At 75.9% G+C, this 25,012-nt stretch carries 25 protein-coding genes; 15 read left to right on the plus strand and 10 right to left on the minus strand.

The features are described from left to right. Nucleotides 1-130 precede the first annotated feature (130 nt). The 3 genes from ACI79A_RS07860 to ACI79A_RS07870 form a co-directional block, all read right to left on the minus strand. Nucleotides 131-1,825, minus strand: a complete 1,695-nt coding sequence (locus ACI79A_RS07860; protein WP_457081717.1) for a DEAD/DEAH box helicase — start codon at nt 1,823-1,825, stop codon at nt 131-133. A 243-nt stretch (nt 1,826-2,068) separates the two neighbouring features. Then, nucleotides 2,069-2,581, minus strand: coding sequence for a DUF421 domain-containing protein (locus ACI79A_RS07865; RefSeq protein ID WP_457081719.1), 513 nt, complete (start codon nt 2,579-2,581; stop codon nt 2,069-2,071). A 28-nt stretch (nt 2,582-2,609) separates the two neighbouring features. After that, on the minus strand, nt 2,610-3,137 hold the full coding sequence (locus tag ACI79A_RS07870) for a DinB family protein (RefSeq protein ID WP_457081721.1): 528 nt from the start codon (nt 3,135-3,137) through the stop codon (nt 2,610-2,612). 90 nt (nt 3,138-3,227) lie between these two features. On the opposite strand from ACI79A_RS07870, the gene ACI79A_RS07875 reads away from it, so the two are divergent. After that, nucleotides 3,228-3,665, plus strand: a complete 438-nt coding sequence (locus ACI79A_RS07875) for a helix-turn-helix transcriptional regulator (RefSeq protein ID WP_457081723.1) — start codon at nt 3,228-3,230, stop codon at nt 3,663-3,665. Further along, a complete protein-coding gene (locus ACI79A_RS07880; protein ID WP_457081725.1) occupies nt 3,659-4,195 on the plus strand; it encodes a helix-turn-helix transcriptional regulator in 537 nt (178 codons plus the stop codon). Before ACI79A_RS07875 ends, ACI79A_RS07880 begins: the two co-directional genes overlap by 7 nt. On the opposite strand, the gene ACI79A_RS07885 is transcribed toward ACI79A_RS07880, so the two are convergent. Next, nucleotides 4,170-4,544, minus strand: coding sequence for an aldehyde dehydrogenase family protein (locus tag ACI79A_RS07885; protein ID WP_457081727.1), 375 nt, complete (start codon nt 4,542-4,544; stop codon nt 4,170-4,172). The two genes, ACI79A_RS07880 and ACI79A_RS07885, sit on opposite strands and share 26 nt — an antisense overlap. Nucleotides 4,545-4,736: 192 nt before the next feature. Here ACI79A_RS07885 and ACI79A_RS07890 point away from each other — a divergent pair, with 192 nt between their 5' ends. Genes ACI79A_RS07890 through ACI79A_RS07905 form a run of 4 tightly spaced genes read left to right on the plus strand, consistent with a single transcriptional unit; the run spans nt 4,737 to nt 8,695 of the window. Next, on the plus strand, nt 4,737-5,648 hold the full coding sequence (locus tag ACI79A_RS07890; protein ID WP_457081729.1) for an SDR family NAD(P)-dependent oxidoreductase: 912 nt from the start codon (nt 4,737-4,739) through the stop codon (nt 5,646-5,648). A gap of 4 nt (nt 5,649-5,652) precedes the next feature. Then, entirely contained in the window at nt 5,653-6,585 is a 933-nt protein-coding gene (locus tag ACI79A_RS07895; RefSeq protein WP_457081731.1) for an amidohydrolase family protein, read from the plus strand. Continuing rightward, nucleotides 6,582-8,204, plus strand: coding sequence for an AMP-binding protein (locus ACI79A_RS07900; RefSeq protein ID WP_457081733.1), 1,623 nt, complete (start codon nt 6,582-6,584; stop codon nt 8,202-8,204). The genes ACI79A_RS07895 and ACI79A_RS07900 overlap by 4 nt, the downstream gene beginning before the upstream one ends. 26 nt (nt 8,205-8,230) lie before the next feature. After that, on the plus strand, nt 8,231-8,695 hold the full coding sequence (locus tag ACI79A_RS07905; protein WP_457081735.1) for a MaoC family dehydratase: 465 nt from the start codon (nt 8,231-8,233) through the stop codon (nt 8,693-8,695). A gap of 174 nt (nt 8,696-8,869) precedes the next feature. Here ACI79A_RS07905 and ACI79A_RS07910 read toward each other — a convergent pair whose 3' ends face one another. Beyond that, complete coding sequence (locus ACI79A_RS07910) at nt 8,870-9,592, minus strand: SDR family NAD(P)-dependent oxidoreductase (protein ID WP_457081737.1); 723 nt, start codon at nt 9,590-9,592, stop codon at nt 8,870-8,872. A 154-nt stretch (nt 9,593-9,746) separates the two neighbouring features. On the opposite strand from ACI79A_RS07910, the gene ACI79A_RS07915 reads away from it, so the two are divergent. Then, nucleotides 9,747-10,943 (plus strand): DUF222 domain-containing protein, encoded by a 1,197-nt coding sequence (locus tag ACI79A_RS07915; protein ID WP_457081739.1) that lies wholly within the window; start codon nt 9,747-9,749, stop codon nt 10,941-10,943. Between the two features lie 132 nt (nt 10,944-11,075). Beyond that, nucleotides 11,076-14,018 carry a sacsin N-terminal ATP-binding-like domain-containing protein gene (locus tag ACI79A_RS07920; RefSeq protein WP_457081741.1) on the plus strand — a complete coding sequence of 981 codons (2,943 nt, stop codon included), beginning with the start codon at nt 11,076-11,078 and terminating at the stop codon, nt 14,016-14,018. A 122-nt stretch (nt 14,019-14,140) separates the two neighbouring features. On the opposite strand, the gene ACI79A_RS07925 is transcribed toward ACI79A_RS07920, so the two are convergent. Together ACI79A_RS07925 and ACI79A_RS07930 are read right to left on the minus strand one after the other, a co-directional pair. Then, nucleotides 14,141-14,521: a hypothetical protein gene (locus tag ACI79A_RS07925; protein WP_457081743.1), complete on the minus strand. Its 381-nt coding sequence runs from the start codon at nt 14,519-14,521 to the stop codon at nt 14,141-14,143. A gap of 238 nt (nt 14,522-14,759) precedes the next feature. Continuing rightward, the gene (locus ACI79A_RS07930; RefSeq protein WP_457081745.1) at nt 14,760-15,059 is read right to left on the minus strand and encodes a hypothetical protein; all 300 of its coding nucleotides are present in this window, start codon (nt 15,057-15,059) and stop codon (nt 14,760-14,762) included. A 67-nt stretch (nt 15,060-15,126) separates the two neighbouring features. Between ACI79A_RS07930 and ACI79A_RS07935 the strand changes: the two genes are divergently transcribed. Beyond that, a complete protein-coding gene (locus ACI79A_RS07935) occupies nt 15,127-16,251 on the plus strand; it encodes a 5-methyltetrahydropteroyltriglutamate--homocysteine S-methyltransferase (RefSeq protein ID WP_457081747.1) in 1,125 nt (374 codons plus the stop codon). Between the two features lie 198 nt (nt 16,252-16,449). Continuing rightward, entirely contained in the window at nt 16,450-16,815 is a 366-nt protein-coding gene (locus ACI79A_RS07940) for an STAS domain-containing protein (protein WP_457081749.1), read from the plus strand. A 96-nt stretch (nt 16,816-16,911) separates the two neighbouring features. Here the strand turns inward: ACI79A_RS07940 and ACI79A_RS07945 are convergent, their stop codons facing one another. After that, nucleotides 16,912-17,787, minus strand: coding sequence for a DUF1206 domain-containing protein (locus tag ACI79A_RS07945; protein WP_457081751.1), 876 nt, complete (start codon nt 17,785-17,787; stop codon nt 16,912-16,914). Then, entirely contained in the window at nt 17,784-18,623 is an 840-nt protein-coding gene (locus ACI79A_RS07950; RefSeq protein ID WP_457081753.1) for a DUF1206 domain-containing protein, read from the minus strand. The genes ACI79A_RS07945 and ACI79A_RS07950 overlap by 4 nt, the downstream gene beginning before the upstream one ends. Before the next feature lie 105 nt (nt 18,624-18,728). Here ACI79A_RS07950 and ACI79A_RS07955 point away from each other — a divergent pair, with 105 nt between their 5' ends. Further along, nucleotides 18,729-19,361: a hypothetical protein gene (locus ACI79A_RS07955; RefSeq protein WP_457081755.1), complete on the plus strand. Its 633-nt coding sequence runs from the start codon at nt 18,729-18,731 to the stop codon at nt 19,359-19,361. A 290-nt stretch (nt 19,362-19,651) separates the two neighbouring features. Here the strand turns inward: ACI79A_RS07955 and ACI79A_RS07960 are convergent, their stop codons facing one another. Further along, nucleotides 19,652-20,524, minus strand: a complete 873-nt coding sequence (locus ACI79A_RS07960) for a hypothetical protein (RefSeq protein WP_457081757.1) — start codon at nt 20,522-20,524, stop codon at nt 19,652-19,654. Nucleotides 20,525-20,588: 64 nt separating this feature from the next. On the opposite strand from ACI79A_RS07960, the gene ACI79A_RS07965 reads away from it, so the two are divergent. The 4 genes from ACI79A_RS07965 to ACI79A_RS07980 are packed head-to-tail and all read left to right on the plus strand — an operon-like array spanning nt 20,589 to nt 25,005. After that, a complete protein-coding gene (locus ACI79A_RS07965) occupies nt 20,589-21,296 on the plus strand; it encodes a phosphodiesterase (RefSeq protein WP_457081759.1) in 708 nt (235 codons plus the stop codon). Then, nucleotides 21,293-22,846, plus strand: coding sequence for an SIR2 family protein (locus tag ACI79A_RS07970; RefSeq protein WP_457081761.1), 1,554 nt, complete (start codon nt 21,293-21,295; stop codon nt 22,844-22,846). Before ACI79A_RS07965 ends, ACI79A_RS07970 begins: the two co-directional genes overlap by 4 nt. Before the next feature lie 46 nt (nt 22,847-22,892). Then, the gene (locus ACI79A_RS07975; protein ID WP_457081764.1) at nt 22,893-24,143 is read left to right on the plus strand and encodes a cytochrome P450; all 1,251 of its coding nucleotides are present in this window, start codon (nt 22,893-22,895) and stop codon (nt 24,141-24,143) included. Between the two features lie 52 nt (nt 24,144-24,195). After that, a complete protein-coding gene (locus ACI79A_RS07980; protein WP_457081766.1) occupies nt 24,196-25,005 on the plus strand; it encodes an alpha/beta fold hydrolase in 810 nt (269 codons plus the stop codon). The last annotated feature ends 7 nt before the right edge of the window (nt 25,006-25,012 follow it).

A 25,012-nucleotide genomic window follows, 5' to 3' on the forward strand; every position in this document is an offset into this window, starting at 1 on the left:
CAGTGCTCAACATCATCGTCGCCGTCCGCGAGCCGCACCGCGACCGGGACCGGGGTGGGGGACGAGCACGGGCCGGTGGTGGTCGTCCGCGGGGACGACCACCACCCGGCCCGGGGGGCTCAGCTCGGGGTCAGCGACCCGAACGGCCGCGGCCGCGGCCGGCGCCCGACGGCGCCTGGCCCGCGCGGGCGGCGAGCTCGGCCCGCGTGCGCGCCGGGCCGGCGGACCGGGCCTGGCCGCCTCGGCCGGAGCCGCCGGAGGACGAGCCCGCGGACGCGCCACCCCCGCCGCCACCGCGCCGACGACGACCGCCGCCGCTGCCCTGCGGCTGCGGCTCGGGAGCCGGGGCCGGCTCGACGTAGGGCGCAGCCGGCCCGGTCAGCGCCGTGATCTCCCGGGCGCCCGGCTTGATCGCCGTGACCTCCGGGGTGATGCCGGCCTGGCGGGCCAGGGTGCGGACCTCACCCGCCTGGTCGGGGGTGGCGATGGTGACCACCGTGCCGCCGGCGCCGGCGCGGGCGGTGCGGCCCGAGCGGTGCAGGTAGGCCTTGTGCTCGGCCGGGGGGTCGACGTGCACGACGATCGAGACGTCGTCGACGTGGATGCCGCGGGCGGCGATGTCCGTGGCGCACAGCACCCGGATCTCCCCGGTGCTGAACGCCTCGAGGTTCCGCTCGCGGGCGTTCTGGCTCAGGTTGCCCTGCAGGTCGACGGCCGGCACCCCGGCGGCGGTGAGCTGCTTGGCCAGCTTCTTCGCCTGGTGCTTGGTGCGGGTGAACAGCACGCTGCGGCCCTCGCCGGAGGCGAGCTCCTTCACGATCTGGTTCTTGTCCAGCGGATCGACCCGGAAGACGTGGTGGGTCATGGTCGAGACGGGGGCGACCGCCGGGTCGACCGAGTGGGTGGTCGGGTTGGTCAGGTAGCGCTTGACCAGCACGTCGACGCCGTTGTCCAGGGTGGCGGAGAACAGCAGCCGCTGGCCGACCTTCGGCGTCCGGTCCAGCAGGCGCTTGACGCCGGGCAGGAAGCCCAGGTCGGCCATGTGGTCGGCCTCGTCGAGGATGGTGACCTCGACCGCGCCGAGGTCGGCGTGGCCCTGACCGATCAGGTCCTCCAGCCGGCCGGGGCAGGCGATGAGCACGTCGATGCCCCCGGCCAGCGCCTGCACCTGGGGGTTCTGGCCGACGCCGCCGAAGACCACGGTGGTCTTCAGGCCCAGCGCGCGGGCCAGCGGATCGACGGTCGCGTTGACCTGGTTGGCGAGCTCCCGGGTCGGCACCAGGATCAGCGCGCGCGGACGCTTGGGCTGGCGCTTGCTGGTCGAGGCGGCGAGCCGCGCGACCAGCGGGAGGGAGAAGGCCAGTGTCTTGCCCGAGCCGGTGCGGCCGCGGCCGAGCACGTCCCGGCCGGCCAGCGAGTCGGGCAGCGTGGCGACCTGGATCGGGAACGGTGAGGTCAGCCCGCTGGCGGTGAGCACCTCGACCAGCGGCGCGGGGACGCCGAGGTCGGCCCAGGAGGCATCGGTGGGGAGCACGGTGGCGTCGGCCCCGACCGGGAGGACGGGGGCGACGGGCGCCGGGGCGACCGGGGCCGACTGCTGCTCGGCCGGGCGGGGACCGGCGCCGCGGCCGCGGCCACCGCGGCGGCGGCGGTTGCCGCCGTCGCTCTCCGGGCGGGACGGGGCGGCGGGCGCGGCCGGCGCGGTGGGGGCGCTGCGGAAGGCGGGAGTGGCGGCCGTCCCGGTGGGGGCGGTGCCCGTGGGTGCGGTGGCGGGGCGGGTGGCGCGACGGCGCGGGCGCTCGTCGTGGGCAGGGCTGGAGGTCATCGAGTTCCTCAACACTCAGGTGGCCACCGTTCGTCCACCCGGTGCGGGGCACCACGGGGGAGCCGCGTCGCATCGACGGGACCGGACGTCTGGTCGCCGGCGCGCCTCGGTGGCGCAGCCTCGCGCCGACGTCGAGTCCACTCGCTCTCGGATGAGCGGGGGCGGCGCCGGTGCCCCCCACTCTGCCAGACCCGGCGCCTCCCCGGGTGTGGCCCGGGGAGGCACTGGTCACATCGAGGGGCGTCAGGCCGGCTCGGTGGAGGTCTCGCTGTTCCGGGCGGGGGAGCTCAGCACGGAGATGCCGCCCTTGGACTCGAAGACCGCCAGGTGCACCTCGCTGACGTCGGCGATGCCCTGCTGGCGCAGCGCGCTGTCCAGGTCGGCCCGCAGCAGACCTGCCTGGCGCAGCACCTTCTGGTCGACCTCGCCGTCGCGGACCAGCACCCGGACCTGCGGGTCGATCGCCTGGTGCACCCAGGGGAGGAAGCGCATCCGGCTGACCGCGGTGTGCACCACGGCAAGGGTGAGCAGCGCCACGGCGCCGGTCAGCCATGGCGTCTCCGACGAGGTGGCCGTGCGGCCGACGATGGCGCCGACCGCCACCGCCACCACGAAGTCGTAGGGCGTCATCTGGCCGACGGTGCGGCGCTCGCTGAACCGCAGCACGGCGAGGGCGGTCAGGAAGAGCAGGGCGGCCTTGAGGGCCGCCCAGCCGGCGGACGCGGGTGAGCCGATGAGGACGTCGGAGAAGCTCATGTTCTCCCCATGCCCAGAGTCGTCCCGGTCAGCCCATCGTCTTCTGGCCGTCGATCGACTCGCGGAGGACGTCCGCGTGCCCGGCGTGCTGCGCCGTCTCGGCGATGACGTGCAGGAAGGTGCGCCGCACCGAGCGGACCGCGCCGGGCTCGAACCAGGGCGCCTCCGGCAGCGGCCAGGTGGTGTCCAGGTCGAGCGTGGCCACGAGCCCGTCGGTCCGCCGGGCGATGTCCGCGTAGTCGGCCAGCACGTCCGCCAGCGTCTCGCCCGGGGCGAGCCGCCACTCCGCGGTCCACTCCTCGGCGTCCCCCGCCGCGCTGCCGAAGGCGTCCGGGCCGTGCTCGGCGAACGCCGTCCAGGCGGCCTCGGTGTGCGCGACGTGCTTCACCAGACCGGCCAGGGTCAGCTCGCTCACCGTCGGCCGGCCGGTGGCCTGCTCGTCGGTGAGACCGCGCACGGTGAACCGGAGGAAGCCGCGGTGGACCTGCAGCGTCTGCAGCAGATCGGCGCGCTCGGCGGTGAGGGCCGGGATGCTGGTGGTGGGGGTGCTGGTCATGGCCGGTGCCTTCCGTCGTCGGGGTGCTGGCACGATGCTCGCGACGCAAGCGGTCAGTTCCTGTCACTTGGGTGCGGCAGGCTCCGCGACGTGGCCGTCACCAGCACCCGGACCCTGCGCCTGCTGTCGCTGCTCCAGTCGCGCCGGCACTGGTCCGGGGCCGACCTCGCCGAGCGGCTCGGCGTCTCGGTCCGCACGCTGCGCCGCGACGTCGACCGGCTGCGCGAGATCGGCTACCCGGTCGACGCCTCCCGCGGGGCCGACGGCGGGTACGCGCTCGCCCCCGGCGCGGCCCTGCCGCCGCTGGTGCTGGACGACGACGAGGCGGTGGCCCTCGCCGTCGGGCTGTCCGCGGCGGCGGCCACGACCGTGACCGGGGTGGGGGAGTCCTCGCTGCGTGCCCTGGCCAAGCTGGTGCAGGTCATGCCGGCCCGGCTGCGCCGCCGGGTGGACGCCGTCCGGGCGATGACCGAGGCCGCTGCCTGGGAGGCGCCGGGCACGGCCGACGGCGTGGACCCGCGGTGCTGACCACGGTGGCCCTCGCGTGCCGGGACGCCGAGCGCATCGCGTTCGGCTACACGGCCGCCGACGGGCAGCGCAGCGACCGGACCGCCGAGCCCCTCCGGCTGGTCTCCCTCGGCCGGCGCTGGTACCTGGCCGCCTGGGACCTCGACCGCGCCGACTGGCGGGTGTTCCGGCTGGACCGGTTGACCGCGCCCCGCGGGACCGGCGCGCGGTTCGCCGCACGCCGGCTGCCGGCCGCCGACGCCGCCACCTTCGTGCGCGAGCGGGTCGGCGGGCTGGCCTGGTCGCACCGGGTCGAGGCGCGGGTGCAGGCGCCGGCCGAGGACGTGCGCCGCCGGATCGGCCGCTGGGTGACCGCGGAGGACGACGGCCCGGACGCCTGCCGGGTGCGGATGGACGTCGACGACCTCGGCTGGGCGGCGACGGCGCTGGGCCTGGCCGGGGCGCCGTTCACCGTCGTCTCCCCGCCGGAGCTGCGGGACACGCTGCGCGAGGTGGCCGCCCGCTTCACCGCCGCGGCGGCGGCCACCTGACCGCTTTCGGCGCGGAAAGCGAGGAGATGGGCTCAGTGGCGCCGGCCGGGCGGCCGGAGCTCATGAAGTCCACCGGGAGCGGGGCCCGCTCGCGGGTGACCGCCTTGGCCCGGGTGAACTCCCGCAGCCCGTCCGCGCCGTGGACCCGGCCGAAGCCGCTCTCCCCGACGCCGCCGAAGGGCTGGGCCGGCACCGAGGCGCCGCCGGCGGCGGCGTCGTGGACCGGGAAGACGCCCACCACCGCGCCGGTGGCCGGGGCGAGCGACTCGAACGTCTCCCCGTCGCCGGGTCGGGCGAGCGTTCCGGCCGGCGCGCCCGGCGTGCGGGCCGACTCCTCGTCGAGTGGCATGGGCCACACACTAGTGACCGGGCGCCCCGGGCGGCCGGGCGCGCCGGGCCACTGGATCCGACCGCACCGGAGCCCTCCTGTTACTGGGCACGAGCGTTGACGTCCGCCACGAAAGTGAATAACGTCCGAACCGGCGCGAGGGGGCTCGACGCGCACCTCCCGCCGTTGGCCGACCGCAACGAGAGGACTCCCATGCAGCTGCACGGCAAGGTCGCCGTCGTCACCGGAGCGGGCCGCGGGCTCGGTCAGGCCTACGCCCGGGCGCTCGCCGCCGCGGGGGCCGCGGTGGTGGTCAACGACCTCGACGCCGAGCTCGCCGAGCAGACCGCCGAGGCCATCCGCGCCGCCGGTGGCCGGGCGGTCGCCGAGCACTCGGCCATCGGCTCGACCGAGGCCGCCGACGCGATCGTGGCGACCGCGGTCCGCGAGTTCGGCCGGCTCGACGTGATGGTCACCAACGCCGGCGTGCTGCGCGACCGCTCGCTGCTGAAGATGGAGGACGCCGACTTCGACGTCGTCGTCGAGACCCACCTGCGCGGCACCTTCACCTGCGGCCGCGCCGCGGCGCGGCAGTTCAAGGAGCAGGGTGGCAACGGCCGGCTCATCCTCATCGGCTCCCCGGCCGGGCAGCGCGCCAGCTTCGGCCAGACCGGCTACACCGCCTCCAAGGCCGGCATCGTGGGCCTGGTGCGCACCTGGGCCGCCGAGCTCGAGCGCAGCGGCTCGACCGTCAACGCCGTCATCCCGGTCGCGCTGACCCGGATGGTCGCGACCATCCCGGGCATGGCCGAGCTGGTCGAGAAGGCGGACAAGGGCGAGCCGATCCCCGCCGACGTCCGCGCCTCCGGTCTCGGCACCGCCGACGACGTCGCCCCGCTGGTGGTCTTCCTCGCCTCCGACGAGGCCGCCGGCGTCACCGGCCAGGCCATCGGCGTCGGCGGTGACCGGATCGCGATCTGGTCCCACCCCACGGAGGTCGCCGTCGAGAGCCGCCCGGGTGGCTGGAGCGCCGACGCGATCGCCGAGGCGTTCCCGACCGCCTTCCAGCCGCACCTGCAGCCGTTCAAGCCCGACACCGTCCCTGGCGCGCCGGAAGGGAAGTGACCGCATGACCGGCAACGTCGCCGGCAGCACGCCCGCTCTGGACGTCGATGCGCTGGTCGCCATCGACGTGCACACCCACGTGCACCGCTCCGCCCGCGGCGCGGCGCACACCGCGGAGGGGGAGGAGGGCATCGAGGCGCTGGGCGAGTACTTCGGCCACGGCGGCATGCGCACCTACACGGTGCCCGAGCTCGCGGCCGAGTACCGCGAGCGCTCGATGGCCGCCGTCGTCTTCGGGGTCGACGACTGGTCCCGGACCGGGGACGACCCGGTGCCGGCCAACGAGGAGGTCGCCGAGCTCGCCGCCGAGCACGCCGACGTCCTCATCCCGTTCGCCAGCATCGACCCCGCCCGGGGCGCCGCCGGGGTGCGCCAGGCGCGCCGGCTCATCGAGCAGCACGGCGTGCGCGGCTTCAAGTTCCACCCCCAGGCGCAGGGGTTCTTCCCGAACGACCGCATGGCCTACCCGCTGTACGAGGTGATCGCCGAGGCAGGTCTGGTGGCCCTGTTCCACACCGGGCAGACCGGGGTGGGCGCCGGCACCCGGGGCGGCGGCGGGATCCGGCTCAAGTACGCCAACCCGATGGACGTCGACGACGTCGCGGTCGACTTCCCGGACCTGGACATCATCCTGGCCCACCCCTCGTTCCCCTGGCAGGACGAGGCGCTGGCCGTGGCCACCCACAAGCCGCGGGTGCACATCGACCTCTCCGGCTGGTCGCCGAAGTACTTCCCGCCCCAGCTGGTGCAGTACGCCAACTCGCTGCTGCAGGACAAGGTGCTCTTCGGTTCGGACTTCCCGGTGATCACCCCCGAGCGCTGGATGAAGGACTTCGACGCCCTCTCGATCAAGGAGACGGTGCGCCCGAAGATCCTCAAGGAGAACGCCGCCCGGCTGTTCGGGCTGCGTCCGGGCTCGGGCGGGGAGCGGTCGTGAACGAGAGCTTCGCGACGATCCTGGAGACCGTCGGTGACGTCCGCCCCGACCGGCTGGCGGTCAGCCACGCCGAGCGCACCCGCACCTGGGCCGAGCTGGAGGAGCGCGCCGCCCGGCTCGCCGGCCACCTCGCCGCGCAGGGCGTCGGCCCCGAGTCGCGGGTGGCGATCGCGCTCTACAACGGCATCGAGTACATCGAGAGCGTCTACGCGGTGCTCAAGCTGCGCGCGGTGCCGCTGAACGTGAACTACCGCTACCGGCGCGAGGAGATCGTCGGACTGCTGGACGACGCGCAGGCCGAGGCGGTGGTTTTCGACGCCGCCCTGACCGAGCGCATGGCCGAGGCCCGACCGGACCTGCCCCGGCTGCGCGCACTGGTCCAGGTGGGCGGCGACGAGGTGCCGGACTGGGCCGCCGACTACGACGCGGCGCTGGCCGCGGCCGAGCCGGCGCCGCGGCAGGAACGCGGCAACGACCACTGGCTGATGTACACCGGCGGCACCACCGGGCGCCCCAAGGGCGTCCTCTCCCGCCACTCGGGGCTGTACAACACCGTCTGCGCCAACGGGTTCCTGCTGCTGGGCGAGCCGTTCCCGCAGAGCCTCGACGAGCTGCGGGCCACCCTCGAGCGGCTCGGGCTCGACCGCGACGCGATGGTCTGCCTGCCCGCACCGCCGCTGATGCACGCCACCGGCATGTACACCACCTTCGGTGCCCTGCTCGCCGGTGGCCGGGTGGTCTACCTGGCTTCGCGGTCCTACGACCCCGACGAGCTGGCCGCCACCGTCGAGCGCGAGCGAGTGGACACCGTCTCCATCGTCGGCGACGTGTTCGCCCGGCCGCTGGCCGAGGCGCTCGACCGGGCCGAGGCCGAGGGCCGCCCCTACGACCTGTCCAGCCTGCGCCGGATCATCAGCGTCGGCGTGACCTGGAGCGCCGACGTCAAGGAGCGGCTCCTGCACCACGCCGACCTCGTGTGCCGCGACCTGGTCGCCTCCTCCGAGGGCGGCCCGTACGCGGTCATCGAGACCCGGCGCGGCGAGCCGACCGAGACCGCGCGCTTCCGGCTGGTCCCCGGCGCGCGGATCATCGACGAGCAGGGGCGCGACGTCGAACCCGGCTCCGGCCAGGTCGGCCTGCTGGCCGCGCCCGTCGACGAGCACATCCGCTACCAGGGCGACGACGCCGCGACCGCGGCCACCTTCCGCGAGATCGGCGGGAAGCGCTGGGTCGTCCCCGGTGACATGGCCAGCCTGGACGCCGACGGCACCGTGGTCTTCCACGGCCGCGGCAGCCGGGTGATCAACACCGGCGGGGAGAAGGTGTTCGCCGAGGAGGTCGAGCAGCTGCTGCTCACCCACCCGGCGGTCCGCGACGCGATGGTCGTGGGCGCACCCGACGAGCGCTGGGGCTCCCGGATCGTCGCCGTCGTCGCCCTGCACCCCGGCGCGGAGCTCACCGAGGCCGAGGCCCGCGCCTACGTCGGCGAGCGGCTGGCCGACCACAAGCGCCCGCGCGAGCTCGTCGTCGTCGACGAGTTGCGGCGCAGCCCGTCGGGCAAGGCAGACCTGCGGTGGGCCAGCTCCGTCGCCACCGGCACGGACACGCCCACCCCCTGATCCACCCCCGACCCGAGGAGAGACCCATGAGCAACCCCATCACCGTCGACGGCATCGAGGGCGTCAAGAGCCTGGCCGGCAAGGACCTGGGCACCAGCGACTGGGTGGAGATCACCCAGGAGATGGTCAACACCTTCGCCGACGCCACCGGCGACCACCAGTGGATCCACGTCGACCCGGAGCGGGCGAAGAAGGAGAGCCCCTTCGGCGGGCCCATCGCGCACGGCTACCTGACCCTGTCGCTCACCCCGCAGTTCCTGCCGCAGCTGATGAACATCACCGGCTTCTCGATGGGCGTCAACTACGGCACCGAGAAGGTCCGCTTCCCCTCCCCGGTGCCGGTGGGCAGCAAGCTCCGCGCCCGCGCCCACGTCGACCAGGTCACCGACGTCCCCGGCGGCGTGCAGATGCAGACCACGCTGACCTTCGAGGTCGAGGGCGGCACCAAGCCGGCCTGCGTCGCGACGATCGTCGTCCGGCAGTACGTGTGATCGTCGGGCCGCGCCGGCCACCGGCGCGGCCCCGACCCCCGTTCCCCACCGCCCCTGAGGCTCGCCCCGTCTGGGGGTGTCCGCAGACCGCCGGTGAACCGGACGCCGGCGACGTGTCGGGCTGGCCGCGCCCTGCGGTTGCCCGCCGAGCTGTCCCGGCCGGGACCGCCGGCGTCAGTGCAGCAGGCCGCCGCCGTCGCACACGATGGTCTGCCCGGTGATCATCCGGGCGTCGGGGCCGGCGAGGAACGAGACGAGGCCGGCGAGGTCGTCGGGCTGCACCCGACGGCGGATCGCCTGCTGAGCCATGGTCCGGTCGAAGTCGTCCTCGGAGTTGTACTGCTCGGTGCCCGGGGTGGCGACCTGCCCGGGCATCACGGCGTTGACGGTGACGCCGTGCTCGCCGAGCTCGCGGGCCAGCACCCGGGTCATCCCGAGCACGGCGCCCTTGCTGGCGACGTAGGCCAGCTGCCCGGGGCCGCCGGTGAAGAACGTGCGCGAGGCGACGTTGACCACGCACCCACGCTCGCCGGCCACCAGCCACGGGTGGGCCGCCTGGGTGGCCAGCGCGTAGCCGACCGCGTTCACGGTCAGGAAGCGCAGCAGCTCCTCCTTGGAGCTCTCGGTGTAGGGACGTCGCGGGGAGATCAGACCGGCGTTGTTGACCAGGACGTCGATGCCGCCGTGCTGCCCGGCAATCGCGGTCATCGCCGCCTCGAGCTGGTCGGGCTCGGTGACGTCGCACTCGGTCCAGGCGGCGGCCAGCTCCGGGTCGTCCGGCGCGACCACGTCGAGCACCGCCACCGCATGCCCGTCGGCGCGCAGCCGGGTCGCGATCGCCGCACCCAGCCCGCGGGCGCCGCCGGTCACCACCGCCGTCGTCGTCGCTGTTCTCATCCCTCGGACGTTACCGGGGGCGGCGTGCTGGTGAACGTGGCCAGCCCGGTCAGCGGAAGGCCGGATTGGGCAGTTGACCTGGGGATTCACCTTGCGGAGCGGCGCGAATCCCGATGCGATTCGTACGCATGCTCGAACACGTCGGGAGGTGGCGGTGAGCAAGTTGCAGTCCGCTCTCGACGCGCTCGCAGCCGACGACCTGCACGCGTTCGGTGACGGTGAGCTGCTCGACCGGGTCGGCGAGCTGGTGCGGCTGCAGAACCGGGCGGCGGCGGAGCTGGCTCGCACGGTGCGGGCCTGCGAGCTCGCGCAGGCCGCGGAGCGTGACGGCCTGGCGTCGATGCGGTCGTGGCTGATCGGGCACCAGCGACTGTCCGCCGGCGAGGCCGGTCGGGCGGTGCGGGCCGGGCGGGCGCTGGAGCACTTCCCGGCGATGGCCGAGGGGTTCGCGGACGGGTCGATCACCGGCGCGCAGGTCGACGTCGTGGCGAGCGCGGTGGGGGAGCAGGAGCGCGCGCAGGCCGCGGAGCAGGGGACCGACCTGGCCGCGTTCGACTCCGCGTGGGCGGACGTTGCGCGGGAGGCGCCGCATGCCTCGCTCGGTGTGGCGGTGCGCGCGTTCGAAGAGGCCCTCGACCCGGACGGGCCGGAGCCTGACCCGACCGAGGGCCGGCGGCTGACGATCGCCGAGCACGCTGATGGCAGCGTCACCGGCCGGTTCGACCTGGATGCGGTGGGTGGGGAGAAGCTGCAGGCAGCGGTCGAGTCGATCGTGCAGGCCAACCGCCCCAAGGGCGACACCCGCACCCGCGCGCAGCAGAACGCCGATGCGCTGGTGCAGCTGTGCGACAACCAGCTCGCCGCGGGTCAGCTGCCGACGCTGCGGACAGTGAAGCCGCACGTGGTGCTGGGCGTCGACCTGGAGGACGTGGTCGACCCCGCCACCGGTCCCGGCGCCGCCACGACCGGCTTCGGGGCGGTGATCTCTGCGGCCCGGGCCCGGTGGATCGCCTGCGACGCCAGCGTCTCCCGGATCGTGATGGGCCCCGACGGCACCCCGCTGGACCTCGGGCGCGACCACCGGGTGGTCACCCCCAGTCTGCGTAAGGCAGTGGAGCGCCGCGACAAGAGCTGCGTCTTCGCCGGCTGCGGCGCCCCGACCTGGTGGTGCGACGTCCACCACTCGGCCATCCCCAGGGGCCCGCGGCGAGCGTGCGAGTCGTGGGGAGGGGCGGTCCTTTCGCACACCAAGGTCCACCACGGGTTCCGGATCGAACGAGATCCCGACGACCGATGGCGCACCTGGCGCCCCGACGGCACCGAAATCCTCATCGGGCCGCTCCTCGAGTAGCGGAGGACTTGCGCCCGAACTCCGGTCACCGGGGCGTTCACCCTGTTCCCGGGCATGCTCGTCTGACGGGCGCGTAGGGCAGCTCCGTCGGCGTCCGCCCGGCGACGTGTCCCTGAGTGGGATGCTCGCCGGGTGCCCGAGCCTGCTGAGCTGCGGCGGCGGGTCCTCGCTGCCTGGACCGACTCCCCAGCCCGGTTTCGGGAGGACGCCAACGCCGAGGAGGACCTGGTCCGCGGCGGCTACCGGGACCGGCTGCTGGTCGAGCTCGCGCAGAACGCCGCCGACGCCGCCCCCCGAGCCGGCGTTCCCGGCCGCCTGCGACTGACCCTCGCCGACGACGTGCTCACCGCCGCGAACACCGGTACTCCGCTGGACGACGCCGGCGTCCAGGCGCTGGCCAGCCTGCGCGCCTCCGCCAAGCGGGACGGCTCGGGCGTCGGCCGGTTCGGTGTCGGCTTCGCCGCGGTGCTCGCGGTCAGCGACGAGCCCGCCGTGCTCTCCACCGACCGGTCGGTGCGGTTCAGCGCCGCCGCCACCCGGGACACGGTCGCCGCCGTCCCGGAGCTCGCCGCCGAGCTGGACCGCCGCGGCGGCGCCGTCCCGATCCTGCGGCTGCCGTTCGACGCATCCGGCGAGGTGCCCGACGGCTTCGCCACCGCCGTCGTCCTCCCGCTGCGCCCAGGCGCAGCCGACACCGTCCGCGCCGCGCTGCGCGACCTCGACGCCAGCCTGCTGCTCAGCCTGCCCGCCCTCGCCGAGGTCGAGGTGGTCGTCGACGGCGACGTCCGCACGCTCCGTTCGCTTTCGGCGCCGAAAGCGAGGGTGGTGCTCGCGGACGGCGAGGCGCGCACCACCTGGGCGGTGGTCTCGCGCACCGGCGAGCTGCCCGCCGAGCTCTTCACCGACCGCCCGGTGGAGGAGCGCGACCGCCGCGGCTACACCGTCACCTGCGCCGTGCCGCTGGACGACGACGGCGCCCCCGCCCCGCTGGCCGGCCCCCAGGTGCTGCACGCGCCTACCCCCAGCGACGAGCCGCTGTCGCTGCCCGCCCGGTTGATCGCGCCGTTCCCGCTCGACCCCGACCGCCGGCACGTCGCCCCCGGTCCGCTCACCGACGCACTCGTCACCGTGCTCGCCGACGCCTACGCCGACCTGATCACCGAGCTCCCCGGCGACCCGGTGCTGCTGCGGCTGGTGCCGAGGGCATCGCTGGCCGCCACCGAGCTGGATGCCGCCCTCTGCCGGGCGGTCCTCGACCGGCTGACCCGCACCGCCTGGCTGCCGGCCGCCGACCCCGAGGAGCCGCCGCTGCGGCCGGACCGGGCCGTCGCCCTCGACGACCCGACGCCCGAGCGGGTCGCGGCGCTGGCCGGCGTGCTGCCCGGCCTGCTGCCGGCCGGCTGGTCCCGGCGGGTCGACGGTCCGGTCCTTGCCGCGCTGGGCGTGCGCCGCGCCGGCCTGGCCGAGGTGGTCGAGGCGGTGCGCGGCGTCCAGCGGCCGGGGGAGTGGTGGGCTGCGCTGTACACCGCGCTGCCCGACGCCGACCGGGAGGAGCTCGCCGCGCTGCCGGTGCCGCTCGCCGACGGCCGCACCGCGCAGTCAGCGGCCGGGGTGCTGCTGCCGGGTCCCGAGCTGCCGACCGCACGCCTCACCCCGCTGGGGCTGCGGATCGCCGATCCGAGCGCCGTCGCCGGGCGGGCCGCGCAGGTGCTGGAACGCCTCGGTGCGCGGCCGGCCACCGCGGCCGCGGTGCTCGCCGACCCGGCGGTCGCCGCGGCGGTGCAGAGCTCGCTGGACCGCGCCGACGACGGCGAGGACGTCGCGCCGCTGGCCGACGCCGTGCTCTCCCTGGTCGTCGCCGCCGGCCCGGAGGAGCACCCGGAGCTGGCCGAGCTTGCGCTGCCCGACGATGACGGCGGCTGGGCGCCGGCCGGGGAGTTGGTGCTTCCCGGCTCGCCGCTGGCCGGCGTCCTCGAACGCGGTGCGCTGGGCACCCTGGACCGGGGGTTCGCCCGCCGGCACGACCGGGCGGCACTGGTCGCCGTCGGGGTGCTCGACGGGTTCGCCACCGTCCGCGCCGAGCACCCCGACGACCTCGACGTCGACCGCGCCGAGGAGTGGGCCGACGCGGTGCTCGACCGGCTGCCCGCCGACTCCCCGCCGCCGGACTGGCCGACGCTGACCGCCGTCCGGGACCTCGAGCTGGTCCGCGACTGGCCCCGCGCGCTGCCGCTGCTGACCGCGGTCCCGGCCGAGGCGCACGCCGACGTCCAGCTCGGCGGCGTCGTCGTCCCCGGCTACCTGCGCTGGTGGCTGCGGACGTCGCCGGTGCTCGACGGCCAGCGGCCCGACCGGCTGCGGCATCCGGCGGCCGTCGAGTTACAGGGACTGTACGAACCGGTCCGGGAGCTCCCCGCCGAAGTGCTGGCGCTCCTCGCCCCACCCCGCACCGTGGCCGACCTGCTGGCCGACGTCGACGACGCGCTGGACCTGCTCGAGCGGCTCGGCGACCCTCGGCGCACCGTCGTCCCCGCCCTGCTGCGGACGGTGTACGCACAGCTCGCGGCGGCGCTGGACGGCGTGGACGTCGACCCGCCGGAGCGGGTGCGGGTGGGTCCGCAGCAGGTCAGCGAGGAGGCCGTCGTGCTCGACGCGCCGTGGTTACAGCCACTGGTCGATCGTGCGCTCGTGCCGGCCGGGGGAGCGCCGGAGGCGGTGGCCGACCTGCTCGACCTCCCGCTGGCCTCGGAGATCGCCGGGCGGGGACGGGTGACCAGCCGGCCGGTGCGGACGCTGCCCTGGGCCGAGGTGCCCGGCGCCGGGCTGGCCGCCGCCCGGCTCGGCGTGGCCGAGCTGACCGGGCAGGTGGCGGTGCACGCGGAGGTCGCCGTCACCGGCGGGCGCACGGTGCCCTGGTGGCCGGGCGAGCCGGACGCGGTCGACGGCACCCCCGCGGCGCTCGGCCGGGCGCTGGCCTGGCGCGCCGGCGCGTGGCCGCTGCGGGCCGCGCTCACCGAGGCGTTCGCGCACCCGGGGCGGGCCGCCGAGCTGGCGGCCGAGGACGCCCTCGGCTGACAACTGCGCCCGCCCCCTCTGCCTGTTGATCATCGGCATCCGGTCGCGCCGACCGGCGTGTCGGGCAGCCAGTTGCCGATGATCAACAGGGAGGCGGCGCCCAGACGGCCCCCGGCCGGCCGCTAGAACCAGCGCGGTGCGGCCTGGGCGCCGGGCGCGTGCCCGTGCCGGCTGTCCGCCCGGCCGGACGACGCGGGCGGCCGTCCGCCGCCGCGCGGCGCCCGCTCGTGCGCCAGCCAGGCCGCGTGCAGGGACAGCCAGTGCGCCGCGGTCAGCGCCGAGGCCCGCGCGGTCGGGGACAGCCCCTCGGCGTGCAGCCAGCGGACGCCGGCGGTGCCGGGCAGCTGGCTGCGCAGGGCCGCGCCCAGGGCGGGCTGCCGGCCGTTGCCGGGGGAGGCGAGAACGGCGTGCACCAGGCGGTCGAAGCCGGCGTGCGCGTCCTCGGGCAGCTGGGCGCGCGCCTCGGCGGCGGCGCCTGCGGGGGCAGGGGTGGGTCGTGACATGGAGGCCTCCGGGAGGGAGCAGAGGGCAGCCCGCGACGTCCGGCGGGCAGGCCGGGGAACGGGGGAGCGCGGTGCGGCCGGTCGGTAGGGACCGGCGGCCGGCGGGGCTGCACGGCAGCGCCCGCGGGCGGATCAGCTCAGGCGGAGGTCCGCAGCCGCAGGAAGGAGGTGCCCATGCCGAGGACCGTAGGGGTCGCGTGCCCGTGCGTCGAACGACTTTCCGACGGGCGGTCCGGGGTCAGCGCTCGGCGCGCTGCCGGGCCTTCTCGGCCTGCCGCGCCTTGTGCGCCTCGTAGCGCTGCCGGTCCCGTTCGCGCGCGGGTGCGTTCGCCTCCCACTTGGCCTTGCGGCGCTCGGCGCGGACCTGCTCGCGGGCCTCGAAGTCGGGGTGCTGGTTCCAGGTGCTGGCCAGCTGGACCATCACCACCCCGATGGCGCCGAAGATGAGCACCACGGCACCGAGGAGCGGGTCGGTGAGGAACGCCAGCACGGTGAGCACCAGCCACACGGCCCCGGCGACGACGGTGCGCTTCGACATGCCGCCAGTATCCCCCGCTGCGGGGGCCGCGTGGGCGGGCGCCGGGGGGCACGGGCATGCTGAGGGCATGCCCGACCTCTCCGGCCCGCCGTTCCGCGCCGACCACGTCGGCAGCCTGCTCCGCCCGCCGTCGCTGCTCGAGGCCCGCGCCCGGCACGCCGCCGGGGAGATCGACGCCGCCGAGCTGCGCGGCATCGAGGACGCCGCCATCGCCGACGCCGTCCGGTTGCAGGCCGACGTGGGCCTGGCCACCGCCACCGACGGCGAGTTCCGCCGCACGACGTGGCACATGGACTTCATCTACGCGATCGACGGCATCAGCAAGGTCGAGGGCTCCGGGGCCAAGGTCCACTTCCGCAACGCCGACGGGAGCATCGACTGGGCGCCCGCCGGGCTGCGGGTCGACGGGCCGCTGCGGATCGACGAGCCGATCTTCGGCGCCGACCTCGCGTTCCTGCAGTCGCAGGTGCAGCCCGGCCAGACGGCGAAGCTGACCATCCCGTCGCCGTCGATGGTCCACTACCGGGGCGGGGCGGCGGCGATCGACCCGGCCGTCTACCCCGACGAGGACGCCTTCTGGGACGCGTTGTCGGCCGCCTACCGCCAGCAGGTGCAGGGCGTCGCCGCGCAGGGCTGCACCTACCTGCAGCTCGACGACACCAGCCTCGCCTACCTCAACGACCCGGCGCAGCGGGCGCAGTTGGCCGACCAGGGGCGGGACGCCGAGCACCAGCACGAGCGCTACATCCGGCAGATGAACTCCGCCCTGGCCGACCGGCCCGCGGGCCTGACGGTCACCACCCACCTGTGCCGGGGCAACTTCCGCTCCTCCTGGGCGGCCGAGGGCGGCTACGACTTCGTCGCCGAGGCGCTGTTCGGCGGGCTGGACGTCGACGGCTTCTTCCTGGAGTACGACGACGACCGCTCCGGTGGGTTCGAGCCGCTGCGGTTCGTGCCGCCCGGCAAGCGCGTCGTCCTCGGGCTGGTCACCAGCAAGCGACCGGAGCTGGAGCGCAAGGACGACCTCAAGCGGCGCATCGACGAGGCCGCCCGCTTCGTGCCGCTGGAGCAGCTGGCGCTCTCGCCGCAGTGCGGGTTCTCCTCCACCGTGGAGGGGAACGCGCTCACCCGGGACGACCAGATCGCCAAGCTGGCGCTGGTGGTGGAGACCGCCCAGGAGGTCTGGGGCTGAGCCGTCGGGGACGGCCGGGCGCCTGGACGCCCCGGCGTGGCGAGTTCCGCCACGCCGGAGACCTCTTGTGCGCGGCCGATCGGCTCCCTAGCGTCAGGGCCACGCGGTTCAACCACCAGCCGTGACCGGGCCCCACTGGGGTCCGGCCGCAAGGCCGGCAGCGTCGCCGGCCGTGCTCGGGCCCCGCCGGAGGCGATCATGACCGCACTGCCCGTCGACATCGACCCGACCCGGATCGACGTCACCGTGAACCTCGCCGCCCTCCCCACCGCCGCCGGGTGCACCGTCACCGTGAGCGGTGAGGTGGACTCCACGACCGCTCCCGGTCTGCGCGGCGCCATCCTCGAGGTGCTCGCCCGACCGGGCCTGGACGTCGTCGAGCTCGACCTGTCGGGGGTCACCTTCCTCGACTCCGCCGGGCTGTCCGTGCTGGCGACCGCGCACCGCACCGCGCTGGCCGCCGGGCGCACCCTGCGGATGCGCTGCGGCACCGCCCGCGCCGTCGTCCGGCCGCTGCAGATTACCGGCCTCTGGGACGTCTTCGACGTCGTCGACGCGCGCTGACGCGACGTTCCACGCTCCTCGTGCGCTTCCCTCGCGCCGCACCGCGGGGGAAGCGCACGACGAGCGTGGAACGGCTGCCTGCGTGAGCGACCTGCGTCAGGTGGAGGGGTCGCGGTCGGGGTAGCGGGCCCGGGCCAGCGCGTACACCCCGAACGCGGCGAACCCCACGGCGACGGCGGTGAGCAGCCACTGCCCGGTCGGCACCGCGCCGATGGCGTGCATGGCGCCGTCCAGCCCGGTCGCCGTCGCCACGTCCCGCACCACGGCCGCGTGGACCAGCAGCCCGCCGGACAGGCCGAAGGCGATGCCCTTCGCCACGTAGCCGACCTGCCCGATCCGCTCGATCAGCGGTTCCCACCGGTCGGGGGCGGTGTGCAGGTCGATGTCCCGCATGAAGCCGCCGGTCACCCCGCGGACCAGCACGTACCCGCCGACCGCCGCGACACCGACGCCCACCGCGCCCACCAGCGTCGAGCCACCGGGGATGCGCAGCGCGTCCCCGGTCAGCTCCTGGAACCGCTCGTCGGCCTGGTACCCGGCGCCGGCGGCGAACAGCAGCGCCGTCACCCCCAGGACGGCGTAGACGACCGCCTTCGCCCCGCACTTGGCGCAGACCACGCACACCCGCAGCCGGTGACCGGGCCGCAGCACCCCGGCCCACCAGCGCAGCACCTCCCCGCCCTGCCACACCGCGAGCGCCAGCAACCCGAGCCCGATCACCCACAGCAGCGCGAGCCCACCGGGTGAGCCGGCCACCGCCTGCAGGGCGCCGGTCTGGTCGGCGTCCTGGGTCTGCGGCTGCAGGACCCAGGCGATCCGGGCCGCCAGCCAGCCGATGAGCAGGTGCAGCACGCCGTAGGCGACCAGCCCGACCCGAGCCAGGTGCTCCAGCGCCGGGTGGTCGGTCACCTCACGGGCGCGGGTGACCGCGTCGTGCACCCGCCGAAGGGCGCCGTCCGCCCCCGCGTTCACGTGCGCTGCGGGAAGCGGGCACGGAAGAACGAGAAGACGCCGAACGCCGCGATGCCGACCGCGACCACGGTGAGCAGCAGCCGGCCGAACGGCGCGTCGAGCAGGGTCTGCAGGGCGCCGTCCAGGCCGCTGGCCTTCTCCGCGTCGAAGGTGAGCGCCGCCCAGCCCAGCAGCCCGCCCACCAGGGCCAGGGCGACCCCCTTGGCCGGGTAGCCGAACTGCCCGAGCCGTTGGATGACCCGCCGCTGGCCGGCCGGGGCCTGCGCGGTGTCGATCTCCTCCAGGAAGCGCTTCGTGAGGCCCTTGTGCACGTGGTGGACGCCGACGCCGATCACGACCAGGGCGGCGACGCCGACGAGCCAGCGTCCGCCGGGCCACCCGAACACGCCGGCCACGGTCTGCTGCTCCTGCCCGGAGCTGGACTGCCCGCCGCCGGTGGCGAACCGGATGGCGGTGACGGCGAGGAATCCGTAGACGACGGCCTTCGCCACCGCCTTCCCGCTGCTGGCGACCGCCTTCTTCCGCCGCTCGCCGGAGCTGCGCAGCCCGTCCCGGCGGCGCAGCAGCTCGGCCAGCTGCCAGACCGCCAGGGCGATCAGCCCGATCGCCAGCACCCACAGCAGGACGCGGCCGAACGGCTGCTGGGCCAGCGTGGCCATCGCGCCGGACTGGTCCGCCGAGCTCCCGCCGCCACCCCAGGCCAGCTGCAGCGCCAGCCAGGCGATGAGCAGGTGGACCACGCCGTAGGCGATCAGCCCGACCCGGGCCAGGTGCTCGAGGGCGTCGCTGCTCCCCGCCTGCCGTGCGGAGGTGCCCGGCCCTGAGGTCGTCCCCACGTGTCACTCCCCGTCGTCCGGACCCTGTGGCGGCGATCAGCGTGGCACAGCCGGGGTGGCGCCGCCCGTGGACGATCACCGGACCGGGTGGGGGACACTGGGCCGGTGACGAACGCCGTGACCGCCGGCCGCCTGCCCGGCACCGCCCCGACCACCCCTGCGCAGGCCCGGCGGACGTGGCCCCGGACGGCCGCTCTCGGCGCCGCGCTGATCGTCCTGGCGGTCCTCGCGCTCACCTGGTCGTGGGGGCCGCAGCTGCTGCTCGGCGCCGCCGGGGTGGTCGCGGTGGTGCGCGGAGCGGCCCTGCTGCGCAGTGCCCGGGCCGGAGAGGTGGCGCGCGCCGGCGCCGTCGGTGGCGCGGTCGCCGTCTGGCTCGGCGTCGTCGCGGTCCTCGTCGCCCTGGTGTCCGCGACGGCCACCGGCTGGGTCCTCGTCGCCGGTGTCGTGCTGGTCCCGACCGGGCTCGCCGTCGCGGCCACCGGCCGGGCGGCCGCGCTCGCGGTGGGTGGCGCGCTGGTGGCCGGTGCGGTCGTCGTCGGCGTCACCGGTGGGGCCGACTCCCTGCTGGCCACCGGACGGGTCGCCGCGGCCGCGCTGGTCGGCGTGCTGGGGTTGGCCGACCTGGTCGCCGCCGCCGGGCTGGTGCGGCTGGCCCGGCGCCCGGAGCCGGCCGCCCCGGCCGGGTGCTCCGGGTGCGCGTGCAGCTCCGGCGGGTGCGGCGCCGCCGCCCTGCGCTGACCCTGCGGCGTCCCCCGGCTCGCGCCGAGTCGTTCCGTCCGCGCAACCTCCCCGTCACCCGACCGGCCTAGCGTCGATCGCGGCGACGACGCCGGTGGTCCCGGCGTCTGCCGGGCACGACGAGGCCGGCTTCCCGGCCGGGGAGGATGCGAGTCCGATGCGCACGATCGAGCGGGCCGTCTGGGTCTGCGAGAACTGCAACCGCTCCAACAGCTCGAGCCGCAAGCGCTGCACCGACTGCGGCACCACCCGGCACTGAGCCGGGGAGGTACCCCGGTCGGTCCGCCGGATCAGCCCCCCAGCAGCTCCGCGACCAGCCCGCGCAGGTGCGCCGCGCCCGCGGCGTCGTCCACCAGCGCCGGGTCGGTGCGCACCGGGTACGGGGTCGCGGGCAGCGGCCCGGCCGGCCGGACGTCGACGTGGGTGACCCGGTGGCCGAGCGCGTGCAGCTGATCGGCCATCCGGTAGTCGCTGCGCGAGTCGCCCACCGTGTGCCACTCCCGGGGCAGCGGACCGTCGGCGGCCAGCAGCGTCAGGGCCCGCCGGGCGCCGAGGTCCTTGCCGACGTCGGCGGACTCGACGTCGGTGGCGATCACCGAGGGGTCGACCCGCCACGGGACGGTGCCGGCGGCGTCCGGGCGCACCTGGTCCCGGTAGCCGACGCCCAGCCCGCGGCCGGCGAGGGCGTCGACGAGCTCGGCGTCGAAGGCCGTCTGGGCCCGGGTGTAGTCCGCGGCAGGCACGTCGGTGCGCGCCTCGACGCTGGCCATCGAGCGCTTGGTGTCGTCGAGGAACATCGTGTCGCGGTACCGGGGGAGCAGCTCGCCCACCACCTCGTGCACGAGCGGGGGCACCGCGAGCGCCTCGTCGACGTGCACCGGGCCCATGCCGTCCGGGCCGATCGAGGTCCACACCGCACCCTTCTCGCAGACCGCGTGCAGCCGCGCGCCGCGCGGCAGCCCACCGGCCAGCAGCGGTGGCACGACCTGCGCGCGCAGGAACGCGTCGGAGCGGCCGGTGTTGAACACCACCGGCACACCGGCGGCCAGCAGGGCGCGGAGGTCCGCCACCAGACCGGGGGCGGCCACCGTGCGGGTGGCCGGGCTGGCGATCGGCCCGTCGACGTCCAGCAGCAGGCCCAGCGGGGGAGCGGTGGTGGTCACCGGGCCATCCTGCTCACCGGACATCCGATGGGTGACGCGGGCCCCGGCTGGTAACCGGGACGGCATGGCAGACCTGGGAACGCTGGCCGGCCGCGCGGTCGCCCGGCCGCTCGTGGCGCTGACCCGGCTGCGGCGGGCCAAGCCGATGCACCCGCACGGCGTCCTGTTCCGGGCCCGCGTCGAGCGCACCGGCCCCACCGCCCCGTGGGGCGTGGACTGGATCGACGCCCCCGGCGAGCAGGAGGCGCTGGTGCGGCTCAGCCGCGGGGCCGGGCTGCCCCGGTCGCTGCCCGACGTGCTCGGCCTGGCGCTGCGCCTGCCGGACGGCGGCTCCGGGGGCCGCCCGGTCGACCTGCTGCTGAGCACCACCGGCCGCGGGCCGCTGACCCGGCTGGTCCCGGTGCTCCGCCGGGACGCCGCCGCCACCTACGGCTCGATCATGGCCTACCGCACGCCGGTCGGGCCGGTGCGGCTCGCCGCCTGGGCGCGCCCGGCGACCCTGCCCAGCGACCGCGTGACGCTGGCGGTCCGGGCGCCCGGCACGGTCTTCACCCTCGCCGCGGCGCTGGACCGGGGGCCGTGGGAGCCGTTCGCCCGGGTCGTGCTGGGCGCGGCTGCCGACCCCCCGGACCCACCGCTGCACTTCGACGCCGTGCTCGACCACCCGCCGGGGCTGGTGCCCGACGGCCTGATCGCCCGGTTCCGGCGGCCGGCCTACGCCGCGGTCCGTGCCGAGCAGCAGCACGGCGACCCGGCGCCGTCCGGCCGGTGACCGGCCACGTCTTCGTCGTCGGGGCCGACCTGACCCGGCTCTCCTGCGACGACGTCCTGGTGCCCACCGACCGCACCGGCCGGGTCGCCACCGGCTGGCTCCCGCTGCTGCCCGCGGAGGCACTGCGCGACCGGGACGCGGAGGGGGCCTGCGTCGCCGGCTGGACCGGTGGCGACCGGGTGCGCGAGGTGCCCGGCTGCGGCGAGCGCCGCGCCTGGCTGGTGGACACCGTCGACACCGTCGACACCGGCCCCCGGGCCGACGACGCCGGGCTGGCCTGGCTGCTCGAGGGGGCGCGGGAGGCGCTGGCCGCGGTCGCGGCCCGGGCGGTCGAGGCACCGGTGCACGGGCGGGCCCGCCGGCTGGTCGGGCTGCCGGCGCTGGGCACCGGCTGGGGTGGCGCGGCCGGCCGGCGCGGGGAGCTGCTGCAGCAGCTGCTCCCCGTGCTGCGGTCGGCCGCCGAGGAGCACGGATTCGACGTCGCGCTGGTGCTGCGGCGGCCCAGTGACCTCGCCGCTGCGCAGCGGGTCCGCCGGGCCGAGGGCGGTGGCTGGCGGCTGCCGGAGGAGCTGCGCGCGGTGGCCGAGGAGCTCGGCGGTCGGGCCCGCGCCGGGGAGCTCGCGGTCTTCCTCGGCGCGGGGGTGAGCGCGGCCGCCGGGCTGCCCACCTGGGAGGCGCTGCTGGACGAGCTCGCCGAGCGGGCCGGGCTGACCGGCGCCGAGCGGGCCGGGCTGTCCCACCTGCCGCCCCAGGACGCCGCCGCGCTCCTCGCCCGCTCGATGGGCCGCGACGAGCTCGGCGGGTACGTGCAGGAGCGCTTCGGGCCCGGGCCGTACTCGCTGGCGCACGCGCTGGTCGCCGGGCTGCCGGTGGGCGAGTACGTCACCACCAACTACGACCCGCTGGTCGAGCTCGCCGCCGCCGACGTCGGCCGGCCGCTGCGGGTGCTGCCCTTCGACGAGGCGACCGCCGGCGACCCGTGGCTGCTCAAGCTGCACGGGGACGCCGCCCACCCCGAGAGCATCGTGCTGACCCGTGAGCAGTACCTGGAGTTCGGTGACCACCGGACGGCGCTGGCCGGGGTGCTGCAGTCGCTGCTGCTCACCCGGCACGTGCTGTTCGTCGGCACCTCGATGCTCGACGACGACCTGATCCGGATCGCCCACCAGGTGCGCAGCGTGCTGCACCGGCCGGGCGGGTCCCCACGGCGGCGCACCGGCACGGTGCTCTCGGTGAAGGCCGACCCGGTCCGCGCCCGGCTGTGGGAGCGCGACGTGGACACCGTGGCGATGGCGGACCGCGACACCCCCACCCCGGAGGCGGCCCGGCGGCTGGAGGTGCTGCTGGACCTGCTCGGCTGCCTGTCCAGCCGGCCCACCGGCTACCTGCTCGACCCGGCCTACCGGGGTCTGCTCGACGCGGAGGAGGAGGAGCTGGCCGGCGCCCTGGGCGGCGTGACCGAGGCGCTGGCCAACGGCACGCGCCGCAGCTGGGCCGGGCACGAGGTCCGCCGGCTGCTGGTCGACCTCGGCTGGGCCGACACCGAGTGACCGGCGGCCCGTTTCCCCCCGCCCCTCCGGTGGGCAAGGCAGCACCATGACCTGGAGGCCGCGACTGGACCAGACGATCCCGATGCTCGCCCAGGGCTACGCCTGGTTGCCCGACCGCCGCCGCGCCGCCGGCCGGGACACCGTGCACAGCCGGCTGATGCTCCGCCGGACGCTCGGGGTCAAGGGGCCCGCGGCCGCGCGGTTCCTCTACGACGAGGACAACGTGCGGCGCAGCGGTGCGCTGCCCGAGCCGGTGGTGAGCACGCTGTTCGGCCACGGCGCCGTGCACACCCTGGACGGCGAGGCGCACCGAGTGCGCAAGGGCATGTTCATCGAGCTGCTCATGGGGCCGGAGCGGATCTGGCCGCTGGTCGGACAGGTCTCCGCCGCCTGGGACGCCGCCGTCGACCGCTGGTCCGGGCAGCCGGAGATCGTGCTGATGGACGAGGCCGCCCGGGTGATCACCCGCGGGGTCTGCGACTGGGCCGCCGTCCCGGTGTCCGACGAGGAGCTGCCCGCACTCACCCGGGACCTGACCGTGGAGGTCGACGGGTTCGCCACCGCCGCTCCGCGGCACTGGCGCGCCCGCCGTGCCCGGCAGCGCCGCGAGGCCTGGCTCGCGGGCATCGTGGAGGAGGTCCGGGACGGCACCCGCTCGGTTCCCTCCGGGTCGGTCGTCGACGTCGTCGCCCGGCACCGCGACGCCGACGGCGAGCTGCTGGAGCCGCGGGTCGCCGCGGTCGAGATCCTCAACGTCGTCCGGCCCACCGTCGCGGTCAGCTGGTTCGTCGGCTTCGCCGCGCACGCGCTGCACACCTGGCCGCAGCACCGGGAGCGGCTGCGCGCCGGCGACCGGTCCTTCGCGGTCGCCTTCGCCCACGAGGTGCGCCGGTTCTACCCGTTCGCCCCGTTCATCGGCGGCCGCAGCCCGCAGGAGGTCGAGTTCGACGGCGAGCAGGTGCCCGCCGGGTCGATGGTGCTGCTGGACCTGTGGGGGCAGGACCACGACCCCGAGCTGTTCCCCGAGCCGTTCGCCTTCCGGCCCGAGCGCTTCCTGGACGGTGACGAGGTGCGCGAGATCGGTCAGTGGGAGCTGGTGCCGCAGGGCGCCGGTGACCCGCGGACCGGGCACCGCTGCCCCGGGGAGGACATCACCGTCGCGCTGCTGTCCGCGCTGGTGCTGAAGCTCGCGCAGCTGGACTACACCGTCCCCGAGCAGGACCTGTCGATCTCGCTGAGCCGCATCCCGGCCCGGCCGGCCAGCGGTGTGGTCCTCACCGACGTCCGTCCAACCTGAGTGTTGCGACACGGGGCTGTCGCGGATGCTGGCAGGTCGGTACGGTCGACGCATGATCGTGAGCGCGCGCAACGACGTTCGCGTGACCGGTCCCGACGACGGGCGGCCGATCGTCTTCCTCCACGGCTACGGGTGCAACCAGGACATGTGGCGGTTCCTGGTACCCGAGTTCGCCACCGACCACCGGGTGGTCACCCTCGACCTGGTCGGCTTCGGCGACTCCGACGCCGACGCGTGGGACCCCGAGCGGCACGGGTCGCTGGCCGGGCACGCGGCCGATGTCGTCGCCGTCTGCCGTGACCTGGGCCTGTCCGACGTCGTCCTGGTCGGGCACTCGGTGAGCGCGATGATCGCCGTGCTGGTCCACCAGCAGGCGCCGGAGCTGGTCGGCGCCCTGGTGCTGGTGGGGCCCAACCCGCGCTACGTCGACGACGGTGACTACACCGGCGGGTTCAGCCGCACCGAGATCGCCGAGCTGCTGGACACCCTGGACGGCAACCACACCGGGTGGTCCACGGCCATGGGGCCGGTGATCATGGGCAATCCGGAGCGACCGGAGCTGGCCGCGGAGCTGACCGCCAGCTTCTGCCGCACCGACCCGGAGGTGGCCCGTCTCTTCGCCCGGGTCACCTTCCTCTCCGACAACCGGGCCGACCTGCCCGGCGTCACCGTGCCCACGCTGGTGCTGCAGTGCAGCGAGGACGTCATCGCCCCTGAGGTGGTGGGCCGCTACGTGCACGCGGCGATCCCCGGCAGCGTGTTCACGCAGCTCGCGGCGACCGGTCACTGCCCGCACCTGAGCGCGCCGGAGGAGACGATCGCGGCGATCCGCTCCTTCTTGACTCCCGCGCCGGCCCACTGAGGCGCCG

The sequence above is a fragment of the Modestobacter sp. SYSU DS0657 genome (genome assembly GCF_054050925.1).

Excerpts from the sequence above, each read along its gene's own strand:
- ACI79A_RS07860 (WP_457081717.1), bottom strand. The coding sequence starts at position 1,825 with ATGACCTCCAGCCCTGCCCACGACGAGCGCCCGCGCCGTCGCGCCACC.
- ACI79A_RS07865 (WP_457081719.1), bottom strand. The coding sequence starts at position 2,581 with ATGAGCTTCTCCGACGTCCTCATCGGCTCACCCGCGTCCGCCGGCTGG.
- ACI79A_RS07870 (WP_457081721.1), bottom strand. The coding sequence starts at position 3,137 with ATGACCAGCACCCCCACCACCAGCATCCCGGCCCTCACCGCCGAGCGC.
- ACI79A_RS07885 (WP_457081727.1), bottom strand. The coding sequence starts at position 4,544 with ATGCCACTCGACGAGGAGTCGGCCCGCACGCCGGGCGCGCCGGCCGGA.
- ACI79A_RS07890 (WP_457081729.1), top strand. The coding sequence starts at position 4,737 with ATGCAGCTGCACGGCAAGGTCGCCGTCGTCACCGGAGCGGGCCGCGGG.
- ACI79A_RS07895 (WP_457081731.1), top strand. The coding sequence starts at position 5,653 with ATGACCGGCAACGTCGCCGGCAGCACGCCCGCTCTGGACGTCGATGCG.
- ACI79A_RS07905 (WP_457081735.1), top strand. The coding sequence starts at position 8,231 with ATGAGCAACCCCATCACCGTCGACGGCATCGAGGGCGTCAAGAGCCTG.
- ACI79A_RS07910 (WP_457081737.1), bottom strand. The coding sequence starts at position 9,592 with ATGAGAACAGCGACGACGACGGCGGTGGTGACCGGCGGCGCCCGCGGG.
- ACI79A_RS07925 (WP_457081743.1), bottom strand. The coding sequence starts at position 14,521 with ATGTCACGACCCACCCCTGCCCCCGCAGGCGCCGCCGCCGAGGCGCGC.
- ACI79A_RS07930 (WP_457081745.1), bottom strand. The coding sequence starts at position 15,059 with ATGTCGAAGCGCACCGTCGTCGCCGGGGCCGTGTGGCTGGTGCTCACC.
- ACI79A_RS07935 (WP_457081747.1), top strand. The coding sequence starts at position 15,127 with ATGCCCGACCTCTCCGGCCCGCCGTTCCGCGCCGACCACGTCGGCAGC.
- ACI79A_RS07940 (WP_457081749.1), top strand. The coding sequence starts at position 16,450 with ATGACCGCACTGCCCGTCGACATCGACCCGACCCGGATCGACGTCACC.
- ACI79A_RS07965 (WP_457081759.1), top strand. The coding sequence starts at position 20,589 with ATGGCAGACCTGGGAACGCTGGCCGGCCGCGCGGTCGCCCGGCCGCTC.
- ACI79A_RS07975 (WP_457081764.1), top strand. The coding sequence starts at position 22,893 with ATGACCTGGAGGCCGCGACTGGACCAGACGATCCCGATGCTCGCCCAG.
- ACI79A_RS07980 (WP_457081766.1), top strand. The coding sequence starts at position 24,196 with ATGATCGTGAGCGCGCGCAACGACGTTCGCGTGACCGGTCCCGACGAC.